This window comes from Actinotalea soli, assembly GCF_017565425.1.
Classification (GTDB): domain Bacteria; phylum Actinomycetota; class Actinomycetes; order Actinomycetales; family Cellulomonadaceae; genus Actinotalea; species Actinotalea soli.
In genome coordinates, this window is sequence record NZ_JAGEMK010000004.1 from 33209 (window position 1) to 48043 (window position 14835).

Annotated in this window: 13 protein-coding genes and 1 tRNA gene; 2 read left to right on the forward strand and 12 right to left on the reverse strand. The window is 73.7% G+C overall.

The annotated features are described in order from the left end of the window. Nucleotides 1-14: 14 nt before the first annotated feature. The 8 genes from J4G33_RS09280 to J4G33_RS09315 form a co-directional block, all read right to left on the reverse strand. Nucleotides 15-1202: a glycosyltransferase family 4 protein gene (locus tag J4G33_RS09280; protein WP_307793835.1), complete on the reverse strand. Its 1188-nt coding sequence runs from the start codon at nt 1200-1202 to the stop codon at nt 15-17. Further along, on the reverse strand, nt 1199-2308 hold the full coding sequence (locus J4G33_RS09285) for an alpha-hydroxy acid oxidase (protein ID WP_208055688.1): 1110 nt from the start codon (nt 2306-2308) through the stop codon (nt 1199-1201). The genes J4G33_RS09280 and J4G33_RS09285 overlap by 4 nt, the downstream gene beginning before the upstream one ends. Beyond that, nucleotides 2298-3665 (reverse strand): sugar transferase, encoded by a 1368-nt coding sequence (locus J4G33_RS09290; RefSeq protein WP_243758899.1) that lies wholly within the window; start codon nt 3663-3665, stop codon nt 2298-2300. The genes J4G33_RS09285 and J4G33_RS09290 overlap by 11 nt, the downstream gene beginning before the upstream one ends. A gap of 268 nt (nt 3666-3933) precedes the next feature. Continuing rightward, nucleotides 3934-4530: an aminoacyl-tRNA hydrolase gene (gene pth, locus J4G33_RS09295; protein WP_208055690.1), complete on the reverse strand. Its 597-nt coding sequence runs from the start codon at nt 4528-4530 to the stop codon at nt 3934-3936. A gap of 106 nt (nt 4531-4636) precedes the next feature. Continuing rightward, nucleotides 4637-5260: a 50S ribosomal protein L25/general stress protein Ctc gene (locus J4G33_RS09300; protein ID WP_208055691.1), complete on the reverse strand. Its 624-nt coding sequence runs from the start codon at nt 5258-5260 to the stop codon at nt 4637-4639. A gap of 271 nt (nt 5261-5531) precedes the next feature. After that, on the reverse strand, nt 5532-6515 hold the full coding sequence (locus J4G33_RS09305; RefSeq protein ID WP_208055692.1) for a ribose-phosphate diphosphokinase: 984 nt from the start codon (nt 6513-6515) through the stop codon (nt 5532-5534). Between the two features lie 4 nt (nt 6516-6519). After that, nucleotides 6520-8115, reverse strand: a complete 1596-nt coding sequence (gene glmU, locus J4G33_RS09310; RefSeq protein WP_208055693.1) for a bifunctional UDP-N-acetylglucosamine diphosphorylase/glucosamine-1-phosphate N-acetyltransferase GlmU — start codon at nt 8113-8115, stop codon at nt 6520-6522. A gap of 88 nt (nt 8116-8203) precedes the next feature. Then, nucleotides 8204-8275 (reverse strand) — tRNA-Gln (locus tag J4G33_RS09315). 97 nt (nt 8276-8372) lie between these two features. Between J4G33_RS09315 and J4G33_RS09320 the strand changes: the two genes are divergently transcribed. Next, on the forward strand, nt 8373-8981 hold the full coding sequence (locus J4G33_RS09320) for a TetR/AcrR family transcriptional regulator (protein ID WP_208055906.1): 609 nt from the start codon (nt 8373-8375) through the stop codon (nt 8979-8981). Then, a complete protein-coding gene (locus tag J4G33_RS09325; protein ID WP_208055694.1) occupies nt 8978-9466 on the forward strand; it encodes a MarR family winged helix-turn-helix transcriptional regulator in 489 nt (162 codons plus the stop codon). The genes J4G33_RS09320 and J4G33_RS09325 overlap by 4 nt, the downstream gene beginning before the upstream one ends. 54 nt (nt 9467-9520) lie before the next feature. Here J4G33_RS09325 and J4G33_RS09330 read toward each other — a convergent pair whose 3' ends face one another. From J4G33_RS09330 to J4G33_RS09345, 4 genes are all read right to left on the reverse strand, one after another. Then, nucleotides 9521-11422 (reverse strand): ABC-F family ATP-binding cassette domain-containing protein, encoded by a 1902-nt coding sequence (locus tag J4G33_RS09330; RefSeq protein WP_208055695.1) that lies wholly within the window; start codon nt 11420-11422, stop codon nt 9521-9523. Beyond that, nucleotides 11422-12375: a 4-(cytidine 5'-diphospho)-2-C-methyl-D-erythritol kinase gene (locus J4G33_RS09335; RefSeq protein ID WP_208055696.1), complete on the reverse strand. Its 954-nt coding sequence runs from the start codon at nt 12373-12375 to the stop codon at nt 11422-11424. The genes J4G33_RS09330 and J4G33_RS09335 overlap by 1 nt, the downstream gene beginning before the upstream one ends. After that, nucleotides 12372-13241 carry a 16S rRNA (adenine(1518)-N(6)/adenine(1519)-N(6))-dimethyltransferase RsmA gene (gene rsmA, locus J4G33_RS09340; protein ID WP_208055697.1) on the reverse strand — a complete coding sequence of 290 codons (870 nt, stop codon included), beginning with the start codon at nt 13239-13241 and terminating at the stop codon, nt 12372-12374. The genes J4G33_RS09335 and rsmA overlap by 4 nt, the downstream gene beginning before the upstream one ends. A 107-nt stretch (nt 13242-13348) precedes the next feature. Then, nucleotides 13349-14692 carry a resuscitation-promoting factor gene (locus J4G33_RS09345; RefSeq protein ID WP_208055698.1) on the reverse strand — a complete coding sequence of 448 codons (1344 nt, stop codon included), beginning with the start codon at nt 14690-14692 and terminating at the stop codon, nt 13349-13351. Nucleotides 14693-14835 lie beyond the last annotated feature (143 nt).

Genomic DNA, 14835 nt, shown 5'->3' on the forward strand with positions numbered 1-14835 from the left:
GGCCCCCGCCGCACTCACGAGAGTGCGCGGAAGACCCCCACGTAGGCCTCGGCCTGGGTGCTCCACCGCAGGTGCTCCTCGATGCGCTTGCGCCCCAGGGCGCCCATCTCGTGGCGGCGCTCGGGGTCGTCGAGCAGGGTCGCGATGCCACGGGCCAGGGCGCCGTCGTCGTCCTCGTGGACCACGAGCCCGGCTGCGCCGGCCGAGCGGCGGTTCTCGGTGAGGTCGAAGCCCACCACGGGCAGCTCGTAGGCCATGTACTCCATGGTCTTGTTCATCGTGGACTTGTCGTTGAAGTCGTTGACCGGGTCGGGGGTGACGCCCAGGTCGGCGCTCGACAGCCAGCGGCTGATCTCGGCCGGGCCCACCTTGCCGGTGAAGGTCACGTACTCGTCGAGCCCCAGGCGGGTGCTCTGGGCGCGCAGGTCCTCGAGGCAGTCGCCGAACCCCATCAGACCGAAGTGGGTGTCGGTACGCCCGAGGACGTTCACGTAGTGGTCGATCGCACCGAGGAGCCGGTCGACGCCGTCCTGCGGCCCCATGATGCCGAGGTAGCACACGAGGTGCTCACGGCCGTGGCGCAGGGCCGGGTCGGGCTCCTCGCTGCGCATCCGGTCCGGGTCGGGGGCGCTCATCACGATCGTCGAGCGCTCGAGGGGGACCTTGCCGCGGGTGCTCGCGATCTCACGGTAGGACTCGTTGGTCGAGATCACGTGGTCGGCCGTGGCGTAGGTCGCGCGCTCGAGCAGCAGGAGCCCGCGGTGGAGCAGCCCGCGGCGACCGAACCTGGCCTCGAAGACCTCGGGGCACAGGTCGTGCTGGTCGTAGACGAACGCCTTCCGGCCGACGAGCTTGTGCAGCCGAGCGAGCAGCCAGTACGTGTCCGGCGGGTTGCAGGCCTGCAGGACGTCGAAGCCCTCGTTCCGTCGCACGTGGACCGACAGGACCGCGGTACGCAGCCACGCGTAGACGAACTCGATGAAGTAGCCGAGGATCCCCGACCGAGCCTTGGCAGGCGGGTAGGTGTGGATCCGGACGCCGTCCAGCGTGCGGTGCGCAGGCTGGCCGACCTCGCGCGGGCAGATCACCGAGACCTGGTGACCCGCCGCGACGAGGGCCTGGCACTCGAGCCACACCCTGCGGTCGAGGGGGACGGAGAGGTTCTGCACGACGACGAGCACGCGCGCGGGGGGTCGGGTCACAGGGGGCTCCAGATCGAGGTCGCGGTCACGAGGGACCGGTCGAGGTCGGCAAGGGATGCAGCCCCCGTGAGGGCCATGACGTGGGTCAGGTCGGCACGCAGGGCCTCGAGGGCCTCGACCACACCGGCCTCGCCCCCTGCGGCGAGGCCCCAGACCACAGGACGGCCGACCATCACGGCCGAGGCACCGAGGGCGAGGGCGACGAGGCAGTCGAGGCCGGAGCGGATGCCGCCGTCGACCAGGACGGGCGCCCGACCGGCGACGGCGTCGACGACCTCGGGCAGGGCGATCGCGCTGGGCACGGCCCGGTCGAGCTGACGACCACCGTGGTTGGAGACCACGACCCCCGCAGCACCCGCATCGAGGCAGGCGACAGCCTCGTCCCCGCGGAGCACACCCTTGACGAGCACGGGCAGGCCGCTGGCCTCAGCAAGCCACGAGATGGCTTCGAGAGTGATCGTCGGGTCCTGCTCGGCGGCGCGGCGGGCGTCGGCCCGCCCGGGGTCGAGGTGCTGCTGCAGGTTCACCAGGAAGTGGTCGTCCGGGATCGCGATCCTGGTGCCGGTCACGCGCCGCTTGATGCCCACGTAGGGGGTGTCCCCGGTGAGCACGAGGGCCCGGGCGCCGGCGCTGACGGCGCGCTCGACCAGGCGGAGGGTCAGGTCGCGGTCCCGCATCGCGTAGACCTGGAACCACCACGGCGCGGACCCCGCCGCGGCGACCTCCTCGAGCGGGGTCGAGGAGCGCGTCGACAGCGCGAGCAGGCTCCCGGTCGCGGCCGCGGCACGGGCCGTGGCCCGCTCCCCCTCGGCGTGGGCCAGGCCCTGGAAGGCCGTGGGGGCCAGCACCACGGGCGAGGAGACCTCGGCGCCGAGGAGCGAGGTGGGCAGGTCGACCCGGCCGACGTCGCGCAGCACCCGAGGGCGGACACGGTAGTGCTCCCAGGCCGTCCGGGACTCGTGGAGGGTGGTCTCGGCCCCGGCCCCGGCGGCGAAGTAGTCGTAGACCTCCGCGGGGAGCAGGGCTGCGGCCTTGTCCTCGTGCTCCGCCAGGGCGGTGAGGGTCATCGAGGTGCGGTCGACCGGACCGCGGCCATCAGTAGGCACCTGCGCCACCGATCACTGCGCGTCCTGTCTTCCACAGGATCATCAGGTCCATCATCACCGACCAGTTGTCCACGTAGCGCAGGTCGAGGCGCACCGACTCCTCCCAGTCCAGGTCGGCCCGGCCGCTGACCTGCCACAGGCCGGTCAGGCCCGGCCGCACGTGCAGCCGGCGGTGCACGGCGTCGTGGTACTGCTCGACCTCGGAGACGAGCGGCGGGCGCGGCCCGACGAGGGACATGTCCCCCTTGACGATGTTGAACAGCTGCGGCAGCTCGTCGAGGGAGTACTTGCGCAGGAACCGGCCGACCGGCGTGATCCGAGGGTCCGCGTGCATCTTGAACATGGGGCCGTCGCGGTCGCTGCTGGCCAGGAGCTCGTCCCGGCGCCGGTCGGCGTCGACGTACATGCTGCGCAGCTTGTACATCGTGAACTCGCGACCGTCGATGCCGACCCTGGTCTGCCGGAAGAAGGCCTCGCCCGGCGAGGTCACGCGCACCGCGACGGCAGCCGCACCGATCAGCGGCAGGGCCACGAGGGCGAGGGCGGTGCCCAGGACCCGGTCCAGGGTCGCCTTGGCGAGCATCCGGCGTCGCGAGGCGCCGACCTCGACCTTGAGCAGCGAGAGCGTGGTGGTCGGCTTGAGGGACAGACGCGGTCCCAGGACCTCGACGAGGTCGGGCGCGACGAGCAGCTCGGCGCGCGCCTTGCCCAGGGCCCAGGACAGCCGCCGCAGCGCGTCGCCCCGGAGCACGGACCCCGCCACGACCACCGCGTCGACGACGTGGTCGACGACCACCTGGGGCACGTCGGCGATCGCCCCGAGCACCTCGACGTGCTGCTCCTCGGGGGACAGCGTCACGTCGAGGGAGGGGGTGCACGCACCGACCACCTGGTAGCCGTGGTACGCCGAGCCCGAGAGCTCCTCGGTCAGCCGCGCGACCTGGGTCGGATCACCGACCACGAGGGTGCGGATCGTCCCCACCCCGCGACGGCGCCGGTGGTGCAGCACCCTGCGCTGCGCGTAACGGGAGAGGCAGGAGACGACCACCACGACCGGGACGGCGACGAAGACCAACCGACGGGGCACCGCGACCTGGGTGGTGTAGGCCGCAGCCATGAGGGCCGCGGCGAGGAGCAGCCCACCCTGCACGACCGACTGGAACTCGGCGGGGCCGTCGCCCAGGGCGCTCAGGTCGTAGCCGCGCATCACGGCGACCGCGAGGGCGAACCCCAGCCCCGTGACGACCCCGGCGGCGACGGTGACCTGGTCGAGGCCGACGATCGTCGTCAGCACGGTGACGCTGACGAGGCTGCCGAGGACGATGTCGGCCACCACCGCGAGGAGCATGTACCGCATCGCGGCCCGCTCCCAGCCGATCCGGCGATGCTCCTCGAGGTCCTGGAGGCTGCGCTGCGGGGGGTCGAAGGGCTGCTGCGAGGCCCAGGACCGTCGAGGCCCCGAAGTCCGACCCCGTCGCTCACCCCGCGCCGAGCGATCGATGTCGCGATGCGCAGTTACCGTCACAGGTCCACCCCCAAGTCCGTCGTCGGACTTGAGGGTATACCGACCGATACGTCCCGAAGGCGTTAAGTGTCCGATTTCACCCGGTTGCCGGAGTGGCTCCTCAGGCGGGCGCGTGGAAGCGCTGCTGGGCCGCGGTCAGCCCGTCGCGGACCACCATCTCGACCGCGTCGGCGGCGGCGTCGAGGAGCCACGGCAGCTCCTTGCGCTCAGCAGCCGAGAAGTCCTTGAGGACGTAGTCCGCGGCGTCCATCCGCCCCGGCGGCCGCCCCACCCCGACCCGGACCCGGAGGTAGTCGCGGGTCCCCAGGGCCGAGGAGATGCTCCGCAGGCCGTTGTGACCTCCCTCCCCGCCGCCGGACTTGAGGCGGACCTGCAGGTACGGGATGTCGAGCTCGTCGTGGACCACCAGCACACGCTCCGGCGGGACCTGGAGGTACTGCGCGAGGGCCCCCACGGGGCCTCCCGAGGTGTTCATGTACGTGGTGGGCCGCGCGATCACCACGCGGGGGCCCGGCGCGCCGCCGGGCAGGACCCCCAGGCGCACGTCGGCGACCTGGGCACGGCTGCGGTGCGAGACGAGGCTCGCCCCGCAGCGGCCGAGCATCTCGTCGAGGACCATGTGGCCCACGTTGTGACGGTTGCCGGCGTACCCCGGGCCCGGGTTGCCGAGGCCCACGACCAGCCAGGGTTCGCTCACGGTCGACGTCACCGCCTTCGTCCGGGTGCGCGCGACGCCCGGCCCCCTCGGGACCGGGCGTCGTCACGCACGGAGGATCAGACCACGCCCCCGACGGGGCGGTGGCTCAGGACTCGTCTGCTGCGGCGGAGGCGGCGGACTGGGCCGAGGCCTCCTCGGCGATGGCCACCTCGAGGGCCTCGTCCTCGGCCGAGGCGCGCGGGGTCGAGATCGCGATGATGAGGTCCTCGGGGTCGCCCTGGTAGGAGGCACCCTCGGGGAGCACGAGGTCGCCACCGCGCACCGAGGCGCCGTCCTCGAGGCCCTCGATCGACACCTCGACCCACTCGGGGAGGTTCGTGGCCTCGGCCTCGAGCTGGACGGCCTGGGTCTCGACGACGTGGATCGTGCCGGGGGCCGACTCGCCCACGACGTGCACGTTCACCTCGACGGTGACCTTCTCGCCCTTGCGGACCTCGAGCAGGTCGATGTGCTCGATGAAGCCCTTGATGGGGTCGCGCTGGACGTCCTTGGCGATCGCGAGGGTCTTCTTGCCGTCGAGCTCGACGGAGTAGAGCGCGTTCGAGTGCTTGAGGGCGAGCATCGTGGAGTGGCCGGGCAGCGTGATGTGCACGGGCTTCTCGCCGTGGCCGTACAGGACGGCGGGGACCTGGTCGGCGCGACGGATACGGCGGGCGGCGCCCTTGCCGAACTCGGTGCGGGCGGTGGCGAGCAGCTTGACCTCGGACACGGGGAACTCCTGGAGTCGGTGGGTACTGGACGTCGGTGGCTGGCCGGCTGCACGAGCAGGTACCAGCGGGGCGGCGGCCTCGGCGCGGGACACAGGACGGACGCGCGCGCACGACCGCCGCGTCGATCACGGAGCCGTACCGGGTGTCGCGGGAAGTCCCCGCACCGGCCGTCCGACGTCCCTCGCCGAGGCAACCAGGGGAGTCTACCCGTTCCCGGCGGCGGGGACGACCCGCCTGGTCAGGAGGGGCCGCGCCGCGGCGGGCGAGGCCTCAGGCGGCGCCGTCGAAGAGGGAGGTCACCGATCCGTCGTCGAAGACCTCGCGGATCGCGCGGGCGAGGAGCGGCGCGATGGACAGCACCGTGAGCTTGTCGAACTGCCGGTCCTCGGAGATCGGCAGGGTGTCGGTCACGATGACCTCGCGCGCCCCGGACTCGGACAGCCGTCGGGCCGCCGGGTGGGACAGCACGCCGTGGGTCGCCGCCACGATGACGTCCTTGGCCCCGGCCGCGAGGACGACCCGAACAGCCTCCGAGATGGTGCCACCGGTGTCGATGAGGTCGTCGGTGAGGATCGCGGTGCGCCCCTCGACGTCGCCCACCACGCGGTTCGCGACGGCACGGTTGGGCTTGGTGACGTCACGGGTCTTGTGGATGAAGGCCAGGGGGCAGCCGCCGAGCTTCTCGGCCCACTGCTCGGCGACCCGGATCCGCCCGGCGTCGGGCGAGACGACGGCCACGTTGCTCTGGTCGACCCTGGTCCGCACGTAGTCCACGAGCAGGGGCATCGCCCAGAGGTGGTCCACGGGGCCGTCGAAGAACCCCTGGGTCTGAGCCGCGTGCAGGTCCACGCTCATGAGGCGGTCGGCCCCGGCCGTCTTGAACAGGTCGGCCATGAGCCGGGCCGAGATCGGCTCGCGGCCCCGGTGCTTCTTGTCCTGGCGCGAGTAGCCGTAGAACGGCTGGACCACGGTGATCGTCTTGGCCGAGGCCCGCTTGAGGGCGTCGACCATGATGAGCTGCTCCATGATCCACTCGTTGATCGGCGCCGTGTGGCTCTGGAGCACGAAGGCGTCGGCCCCGCGCACGCTCTCGCCGTACCGGACGTAGATCTCGCCGTTGGCGAAGTCGTAGGCCGTGGTCGGCACGAGCTCGACGTCGAGCCCTCGGGCGACGTCCTCGGCGAGCTCGGGGTGTGCTCGGCCCGAGACGAGGACGAGACGCTTGGCGCCGTCGGCGGAGGTGATCCCGGTCATCGCGTCAGTGCCCTTCGGTGGTGTGGCCTGCATCGGGGGCGCCCCCTGCCCCATGCTGCTCCCGCTCGGCTCGCGCCTGGGAGGAGAGTCCCTCGTCGCCGTCCCCCTCGCCCAGGGCCGAGGCCGCGGCCTCGGCGGACGGGGTGCCGGCCCGGCGGCGCAGCACCCAGCGGTCGACGCTGCGCTGCGGTGCGGTGTTCAGGCCCAGGGACCCCGGGGCGACGTCGTGCCGGATGACCGAGCCCGCGCCCGTGTAGGCGCCGTCCCCGATGGTGAGCGGGGCGACCAGCGCGTTGTCCGAGCCGATCCGCACGTGCGACCCGACGGTGGTGCGGTGCTTGTTCACGCCGTCGTAGTTGACGAAGATCGTCGCGGCACCGATGTTGCTGTGCTCACCGATCGCGGCGTCCCCGACGTAGGACAGGTGGGGCACCTTCGAGTGGGCGCCGATCGTGGCGTTCTTGGTCTCGACGAAGGCACCGATCTTGCCCTCGGTGCCGAGGTCGGTCCCGGGCCGCAGGAACGAGTAGGGCCCGACGCTCGCCCCGGCTCCGACACGCGCCCCCGTGCCGTGGCTGCGGATCACCTCGGCCCCCGCACCGACCTCGACGTCGGTCAGCGTGGTGTCGGGCCCGATGGTCGCCCCGGCGGCCACGCGGGTCGTGCCGTGCAGCTGGGTGCCGGGCAGCAGGGTCACGTCCTGGGCGAGCTCGACGTCGACGTCGACCCAGGTCGTCGCAGGGTCCACGACGGTCACGCCTGCCGCCATCCAGTCCGCCAGGACGCGCCGGTTCTGCTCGGCGCGCAGGACAGCCATCTGTGCGCGGTCGTTGACGCCCTCGACCAGCACCGGGTCGTCGACCTGCACGGCGCGCACCGCCCCGCCGTCGGACCGGGCGATCGCGAGCACGTCCGTCAGGTACACCTCGCCCTGGGCGTTGTCTCGCCCCAGCCGGCCGAGGGCCCCGCGGAGCACCGCGGCGTCGAAGACGTAGACCGAGGAGTTGATCTCGGCGATCTCCCGCTGCTCGGCGGTCGCGTCCTTGTGCTCGACGATCCCGGTGACCTCGCCGGTCGAGCCGTCGCGCAGGATGCGGCCGTAGCCCGTGGGATCGGGGACCTGGGTGGTCAGGACCGTGACCGCGTTGCCGTCGGCGACGTGGGCCGCCAGGAGCTCGGCGAGGGTGCCGCCGTCGAGCAGCGGGATGTCGCCTGCGAGGACCACCACGGGGCCCTCGACCTGCCCCTGGACCGGGCCGTCCTGGTCGCTCGCGGCGTGGTCCTGGGCCAGGTCGGCCTGGGCGGCCGCGTCCAGCACACCCAGGGCGCACTGGACCGCCCGGCCCGTGCCCGGCACGGCGTCCTGGTCGGCGATGAGGGCGCGGGGGTCGAGCTCGAGGGCGTGGGCGGCGACCCGGTCGCGCTCGTGGCGCACGACCACGGCGACGCGACGGGGGTCGAGCGAGCGGGCCGCGGTCATCGCGTGGCCGAGCATCGAACGTCCGCCGAGGGTGTGCAGGACCTTGGGGGTGGCCGAGCGCATCCGGGTGCCCTCACCTGCGGCAAGGACGACGACGGCGGCGGGGCGGGGGGTGGTCACGCGGGGCTCCCGTCGGAGGTGCAGCTGGTCATGCCGGGCGAGCGGCTGCGCCGGGGGTCCGGGCGCCCGGTCACTCTACCGTCGCAAGCTCCGCCCCCAGGACTCGAACCTGGACTGCACGGCTCCAAAGGCCGGCGTGCTGCCATTACACCAGGGCGGACCGTGGCCGGCGGCCGCGGACGGTCCCCCAGTCTGCCAGGGGTTCACGGCATGATGGGTCGGTGGCCTCCTCGAGCAAACGCCCCGCGCGGGCCCGGATGACCGGCACCCAGCGGCGGGAGCAGCTGCTCGACGTCAGCCGCCAGCTCTTCGCCGAGAAGGGCTTCGAGGGCACCAGCGTCGAGGAGATCGCCGCCCGCGCGCAGGTCTCCAAGCCCGTGGTGTACGAGCACTTCGGCGGCAAGGAGGGGGTCTACGCGGTGGTCGTCGACCGCGAGATCCAGGCCCTGACGGGGGCCCTGACCGGGGCCCTGGAGGCCGGCGGCCACCCCCAGGTGCTCGTCGAGCGCACCGCCCTCGCGCTGCTGGACTACATCGAGTCCTCGACCGACGGCTTCCGGATCCTGGTCCGGGACTCGCCCGTGGCCCAGACCACCGGCACCTTCTCGAGCCTCATCGGTGACGTCGCGATGCAGGTCGAGCACCTGCTCGCCGACCAGTTCACGCGGCGCGGCCTCGACCCGCGCACGGCCCCGATCTACGCGCAGATGCTCGTCGGCATGGTCGCGCTGACCGGCCAGTACTGGCTCGACGCCCGGAACCCCGACAAGTCCGAGGTCGCGGCCCACCTGGTCAACCTGGCCTGGTTCGGGCTCTCGGGGCTCCAGCGCCGACCGACCCTGCGCGGCGACCAGGACGACGCATGACCGACGAGGTCGACCGCATCGTCGAGTCCTGGCGCCGCGAGCGCCCCGACCTCGACGTCACCCCCCTCGCGGTGCTGTCCCGGGTCAGCCGCCTCGCACGACACCTGGACCTCGCCAGGCGCGGTGCCTTCGCGCGGCACGAGCTCGAGCTGTGGGAGTTCGACGTCCTCTCGGCCCTGCGCCGCGCGGGCGAGCCCTACCAGCTCTCCCCCGGCACCCTCGTGACCCAGACGCTGGTCACGAGCGGCACCATGACCAACCGGATCGACCGGCTCGCGGCCCGCGGGCTGGTCGAGCGCCTGCCCGCCCCGAGCGACCGGCGCGGCGTCCTGGTGCGCCTGACCCCCACCGGCCGGACCCGCGTGGACTCGGCTCTCGAGGACCTGCTGCGCGTCGAGCACACCCTGCTCGCCGGCCTGCCCGAGGCCGACCGGGACACCCTGGTAGACCTCCTCCGGGTGCTCGTGGCCCCCTTCGACGGCTGAGGGCCGTCCCCCGCGGCGCGGCTCCGGGCGCCCGGCGCCGATCAGCCCTCGACCTCAGCCGGCGATCTCCGCCGCGGTCATCCACTGCTCCTCGAGCTCGTCCTTGAGGGCCGTCAGCTCACGCAGCTCGGCGTCGAGGGCGGTCACGGCTGCGTGGTCGGTCGCTGCCTCGGCCATCCGCGCGTGCAGCTTCGCCTCACGCTCGGCGATCTTGCCGAGCTGCCGGTCGATCCGGGTGATCTCCTTGCGGGCGGCCCGCACCGCCGCCGCGTCCGGGACGGCCTCGGCCCCGGGCAGCGACCTGGCCGCGGCGTCCTCGGCCAGGTCGCTGCTCTCGGCCGACCCGGCGGTCCCCAGGGCCGCGTTCGAGGCTCCTCTGCCGGGGGCCCCGCGGCGCAGCTCGAGGTACTGCTCGACCCCGCCCGGCAGGTCCCGCAGCATGCCGTCGCCCAGCAGGGCCACCTGGCGGTCGCAGACCCGCTCGAGCAGGTACCTGTCGTGCGAGACGACGACGAGGGTGCCCGGCCAGCCGTCGAGCAGGTCCTCGAGGGCCGCGAGGGTGTCGGTGTCGAGGTCGTTGGTGGGCTCGTCCAGGAGCAGCACGTTGGGCTCCCCCACGAGCAGGCGCAGCAGCTGCAGCCGCCGTCGCTCGCCGCCCGAGAGATCCCGCACCAGGGTCTGCGACCGCTCGCGGGTGAAGCCCAGACGTTCGACCAGCTGGGCGGCCGTGAGCTCCTTGCCCCCCACCGCCACGGTGCGCCGCTCGCCCTCGACCACCTCGACGACCCGGAGGTGCGCGAGCTCGTCGAGCTCGGAGACGTCCTGCGAGAGGGTCGCGACGACGGCGGTCTTGCCGCGCCGCACCCGACCCGCGTCGGGGGTCGCCGTCCCGGCCAGGAGCCGCAGCAGGGTCGTCTTGCCCGCACCGTTGACGCCGACCAGGCCGTACCGGTCCCCCGGGCCCAGCCGCCAGGTGACCTCCTCGAGCAGGACGGTGCGTCCGCCCTCGGCAGCGGGGAAGGCGACCGAGACCTCCTCGACGTCGAGCACGTCCTTGCCCTGGCGGGCCGTGGCCAGCCGGGTCAGCTCGAGGGGGTCGCGCGGAGCGGGCTCGTCGGCGATGAGGCTGGCGGCCGCGTCGAGCCGGAACTTGGGCTTGCTCGTGCGGGCCGGTGCCCCGCGCCGCAGCCAGGCGAGCTCCTTGCGCAGCAGGTTGTCCCGCTTGGCGGCCGAGACCGCTCCGGACCGCTCGCGCTCGGCCCGGGCCAGGACGTAGGCCGCGTAGCCACCCTCGTAGGCGTGCACGGTCCCGCCGACGGCGTCGCCGGACTGGCTGCCGGTGACCTCCCACAGCCGCGTGCAGACGGCGTCGAGGAACCAGCGGTCGTGGGTCACGACCACGAGGGCCCCCCGGGCGTCGGCCCGCGAACCGCCCCCGCCGTCGGCCCCGAAGCGCGCGCTGAGGTGCTCGGCGAGCCAGGCCACCCCCTCGACGTCGAGGTGGTTGGTGGGCTCGTCGAGCATCAGGACGTCGTGGTCGCCGACGAGCAGGGCCGCGAGGGCCACCCGGCGGCGCTGGCCACCCGAGAGGGTCTCGACGTCAGCCTCGAGGTCGAGGTCGGACAGGAGCCCGGCGTGCACCTGGCGGATCCCGGCGTCCCCGGCCCACGTGTGCTCGGCGTCCTGCCCGTGGACCACGTCGCGCACCGTGCTCCCGGCCGGGAGCTCGTCACGCTGGTCCAGGAGCCCGACCCGCAGGCTGCCGGCGTGGGTGACCCGCCCGGCGTCGGGGTCCTGCCGACGGGCGAGCAGGCGCAGCACCGTCGACTTGCCCGCTCCGTTGGGCCCGACGACGCCGATCCGCTGCCCGTCGTCCACGCCGAGGCTCACCCCGTCGAGGAGGGTGCGGGTCCCGACCGTGAGCGAGATGGTGTCGGCGCCCAGCAGGTGCGCCATCAGCGCTCGTCCTGGCTCAGGGGCTCGCGCGCCGCGGTCCGGGTGACCAGTCGTGCGCCCGTCACGGGCCCGGACACGGTCCGGACACCGTCGGCCACGCCCGAGGCGGTCATGGCCGCCGCGATCGCGAGGGAGTGCTGGCCCGAGCGGGCCAGGGCCGCGACGGTCGGGCCCGATCCGCTCACCACGACCCCCAGGGCCCCGGCGTCCTCGGCGACGGCGAGGGTCTCGGCGAGCTGGGGGGCGAGCTCGAGGGCCGCAGCCTGCAGGTCGTTCGTGAGGGCCTGCCCCAGGGCCACGGGGTCGCCCGCGCTCAGGGCCTGCAGCAGCGCCCGGTCCGGCTCGGGGTCCTCCTCGCTGCCGCCGATGAGCTCGTCGAAGGCGCCGAAGACCTGCGGGGTGGACAGGCCCGAGGTGCGCAGACCCAGGGCCCAGTGGTACTCGCCGCGGCTGAGGGCCGGGGTCAGCAGGTCTCCCCGGCCGCGCCCGACGGCGGTCTGGCCCAGCAGCGCGAAGGGCACGTCCGAGCCGAGCTCGGCGGCCAGCTCGTGCAGCTGCTCGCGCGACAGGCCCGTGCCCCACAGCGCGTCGCAGGCGAGCAGGGCGGCTGCGGCGTCGGCCGACCCCCCGGCCATGCCGCCCGCGACGGGAACCCCCTTGTCCAGGTGCAGGTGCACACCAGGGTCGACGCCGGTCGCCTCGGCGAGGAGGTGCGCGGCGCGCAGGGCGAGGTTGCTCGCGTCGGTGGGGACGAGGTCGGCCTGCTCGCCGGAGACGCTCAGGGAGGTCGTCTCGGCCTCACGCGCCGTGACCTCCTCGTAGGCCGAGACGGCCTGGAAGACGGTCGCGAGGGGGTGGTAGCCGTCGTCCTGACGGCGCCCGACGGCGAGGGCGAGGTTGATCTTGCCGGGTGCGCGGACGCGCACCTCGCGGGCCGTGGTCGAGGTGGTCACCGGTCCACTCTTGCACGGGTGGGCAGGTGCTCGGCGACGCGGGCGAAGGCCTCGATGCCCAGACGTTCCCCCCGGTCCCCGGGATCGACCCCGGCCGCCCGCAGGGCCTGCTCGGCAGCAGCCGGCGAGCCCGCGAGCCCGGCGAGGGCCGCCCGGAGGGTCTTGCGCCGCTGGGCGAACGCGGCGTCCACGACGGCGAAGACGTGCTCACGGGGGGCCGTGGTCGTCGGGTGGTCGCGGCGCTCGAGGGCGACCAGGGCCGAGTCGACCCGCGGCACCGGCCAGAAGACCGAGCGGCCGATCGAGCCCGCGCGCCGGGCGGAGGTGTACCAGGCGGCCTTGGCCGAGGGGATGCCGTAGGTGCGGGACCCCGGAGGGGCCACGAGGCGGTCGGCGACCTCGGCCTGCACCATGACCAGCACGCGGTCCAGGGAGGGGAACCGCTCGAGGAAGGTCAGCAGCACCGGCACCGCGACGTTGTAGGGCAGGTTCGCCACCAGTGCCCGCGGCGCGGGCTCGGGCAGCTCGGTGATGGTCAGCGCGTCGGCCGCCAGGACCGTCAGCCGCTCGGCGGCCTCGGGGTGGCGCTCGGCGACGGTGCTGGGCAGCTGCCGGGCCAGCACCGGGTCGATCTCGACGGCGACCACGCTGGCCCCGACCTCGAGCAGCCCCAGGGTCAGCGAGCCGAGACCGGGCCCGACCTCGACCACCGCGTCCCCTGCCCCGACCCCCGCCACGCGGACGATGCGGCGCACCGTCCCGGGGTCGACCACGAAGTTCTGCCCCCAGGTCTTGGTGGGGCGGACACCAAGACGCCCTGCCAGGTCCCGGATCTGGGCGGGGCCGAGCAGGGCGTCGTGGGTCATGCCGAGAGCCTACGGCTCTCGCGGAAGAGCGCGGTGCCGAAGCTCTCGCGGAAGAGCGCGGTGCCGAAGCTCTCGCGGAAGAGCGCGGTGCCGAGGCTCTCGCGCGGTCAGCGCAGGCCGAGCTTGGTCGAGCAGGCGGGCCACTGGCCCCATCCCGACCGGGCCTGCAGGGCCTGGGCCCGCTCGGTCTGCTCGGCGGGCGAGGCCTCCGAGGGCAGACCGGCGCCACCCACGGACTGCCAGGTCGAGACGCTGAACTGGTAGAGGCCGTGGTACAGCCCGTTCGAGGACACGATCGTCGGGTTGCCGCCCGACTCGCACTGCGCGAGCTGCGCCCAGACGTCCCCGTTGACGACCGGAGCCGCCGGTGCGGGCGCGGGTGCGGCTGCGGGGGCAGGGGCCCCGGGGGTGGCGGCCGGGACCGGGACCGGCTCGGGCTCAGGGGCCGGGCGCTCGGTGGTCCCGACGCGCACGACCTCCTCGACGGGGGCGATCGTGACGATGTCGGAGAGCTCGAGGCGCGACTCCTCCTCGCCGTCGACCGTGATGACGCGGTGCACCGTGGTGCGCTCGCCCTCCTGGCCCTCGACCGCGACCTCGGTCTCGTCGGTGTAGAGGTCGGCAGTCTCCTCGGTGGTGCTGCCGAACTCGATCGCGTGGGTCGTGGTGACCTCCTCGGCGACGACCCGCTCGACGCGGACGATCACGCGCCCGGTCTCCTCGTCGAGCTCGACCGAGACGCGGTCCAGGTCTCCGACGGTGATGTCGAGGTCCACGAGCACCTGCTCGAGGCCCACCGAGCCGTCAGCGACCTCGTGGGTCTCCCCGTCGGCGACGACGTCGACGGGCCCCTCGCCCGCGAGCAGCACGGCGAGGTCGGCGCGCCCCTCGCCCGAGGAGCGTGAGGCCATGAGGCGCACGTCGTCGCCCCGGCCCGCGAAGGCCTGGAGGGCGTCGTCGGCCGTGAGGGCCGTCGTCCACACGCGGGCCTCCTCGCCGTCGGCGAGCACGATCACCTGACGTGCGTGACGCACGACGATCTCGTCGCCGTCCCGGAGGGCCGAGTCGACCGCAGGGGCGACGAGGTCACGGTCGCCCACGGTGACGGCCTCGTTCTCGAGGAGGCCGTCGATGCTTCCCGCGAAGGTCGACACCTCGACGGCCTCGCCGTTGACGTCGAGGGTCACGGTCTTGTGCGCCGCGGCGACGGCGAAGGAGCCGCCACCGAGCACGAGCACCGCGGCCAGGGCCCCGATGCCCAGGGCGCGGCCTCGCCGCGGGGTCGGGCTCGTCGAGCTGGGGGACTCGTGCGCCGTGGTGCGGCGCAGGGAGGGCTTGAAGGTCACAGGCTTCCAGACGTCGGGCTTGTCCGGGCACAGGCCTGGCCGGGCGTGCGCGGGGGCGCTGCTCGAGACCAACCTGATCCGGCCGTCATGACCGACCCTGCTCATCGGGGTGCGGCCGCCGCCGTGCACCGGGTTCCGGTGCGCCCGGGACTAGTTCCGGTGCGCCCGGGACTACCGGGAGGGGGAGCACTAGCAGAACAGTGGGTGCAGCCCCGTGGCGACATGCGACCGTAACCTATTCGTGACCT

What these genes read in the sequence shown, in the direction of transcription:
- J4G33_RS09320 (WP_208055906.1), top strand. Translation starts at nt 8,373, where the DNA reads ATGACCGGCACCCAGCGGCGGGAGCAGCTGCTCGACGTCAGCCGCCAG.
- J4G33_RS09305 (WP_208055692.1), bottom strand. Translation starts at nt 6,515, where the DNA reads ATGACCGGGATCACCTCCGCCGACGGCGCCAAGCGTCTCGTCCTCGTC.
- J4G33_RS09325 (WP_208055694.1), top strand. Translation starts at nt 8,978, where the DNA reads ATGACCGACGAGGTCGACCGCATCGTCGAGTCCTGGCGCCGCGAGCGC.
- J4G33_RS09345 (WP_208055698.1), bottom strand. Translation starts at nt 14,692, where the DNA reads ATGAGCAGGGTCGGTCATGACGGCCGGATCAGGTTGGTCTCGAGCAGC.
- J4G33_RS09290 (WP_243758899.1), bottom strand. Translation starts at nt 3,665, where the DNA reads ATGCGGTACATGCTCCTCGCGGTGGTGGCCGACATCGTCCTCGGCAGC.
- rsmA (WP_208055697.1), bottom strand. Translation starts at nt 13,241, where the DNA reads ATGACCCACGACGCCCTGCTCGGCCCCGCCCAGATCCGGGACCTGGCA.
- J4G33_RS09330 (WP_208055695.1), bottom strand. Translation starts at nt 11,422, where the DNA reads ATGGCGCACCTGCTGGGCGCCGACACCATCTCGCTCACGGTCGGGACC.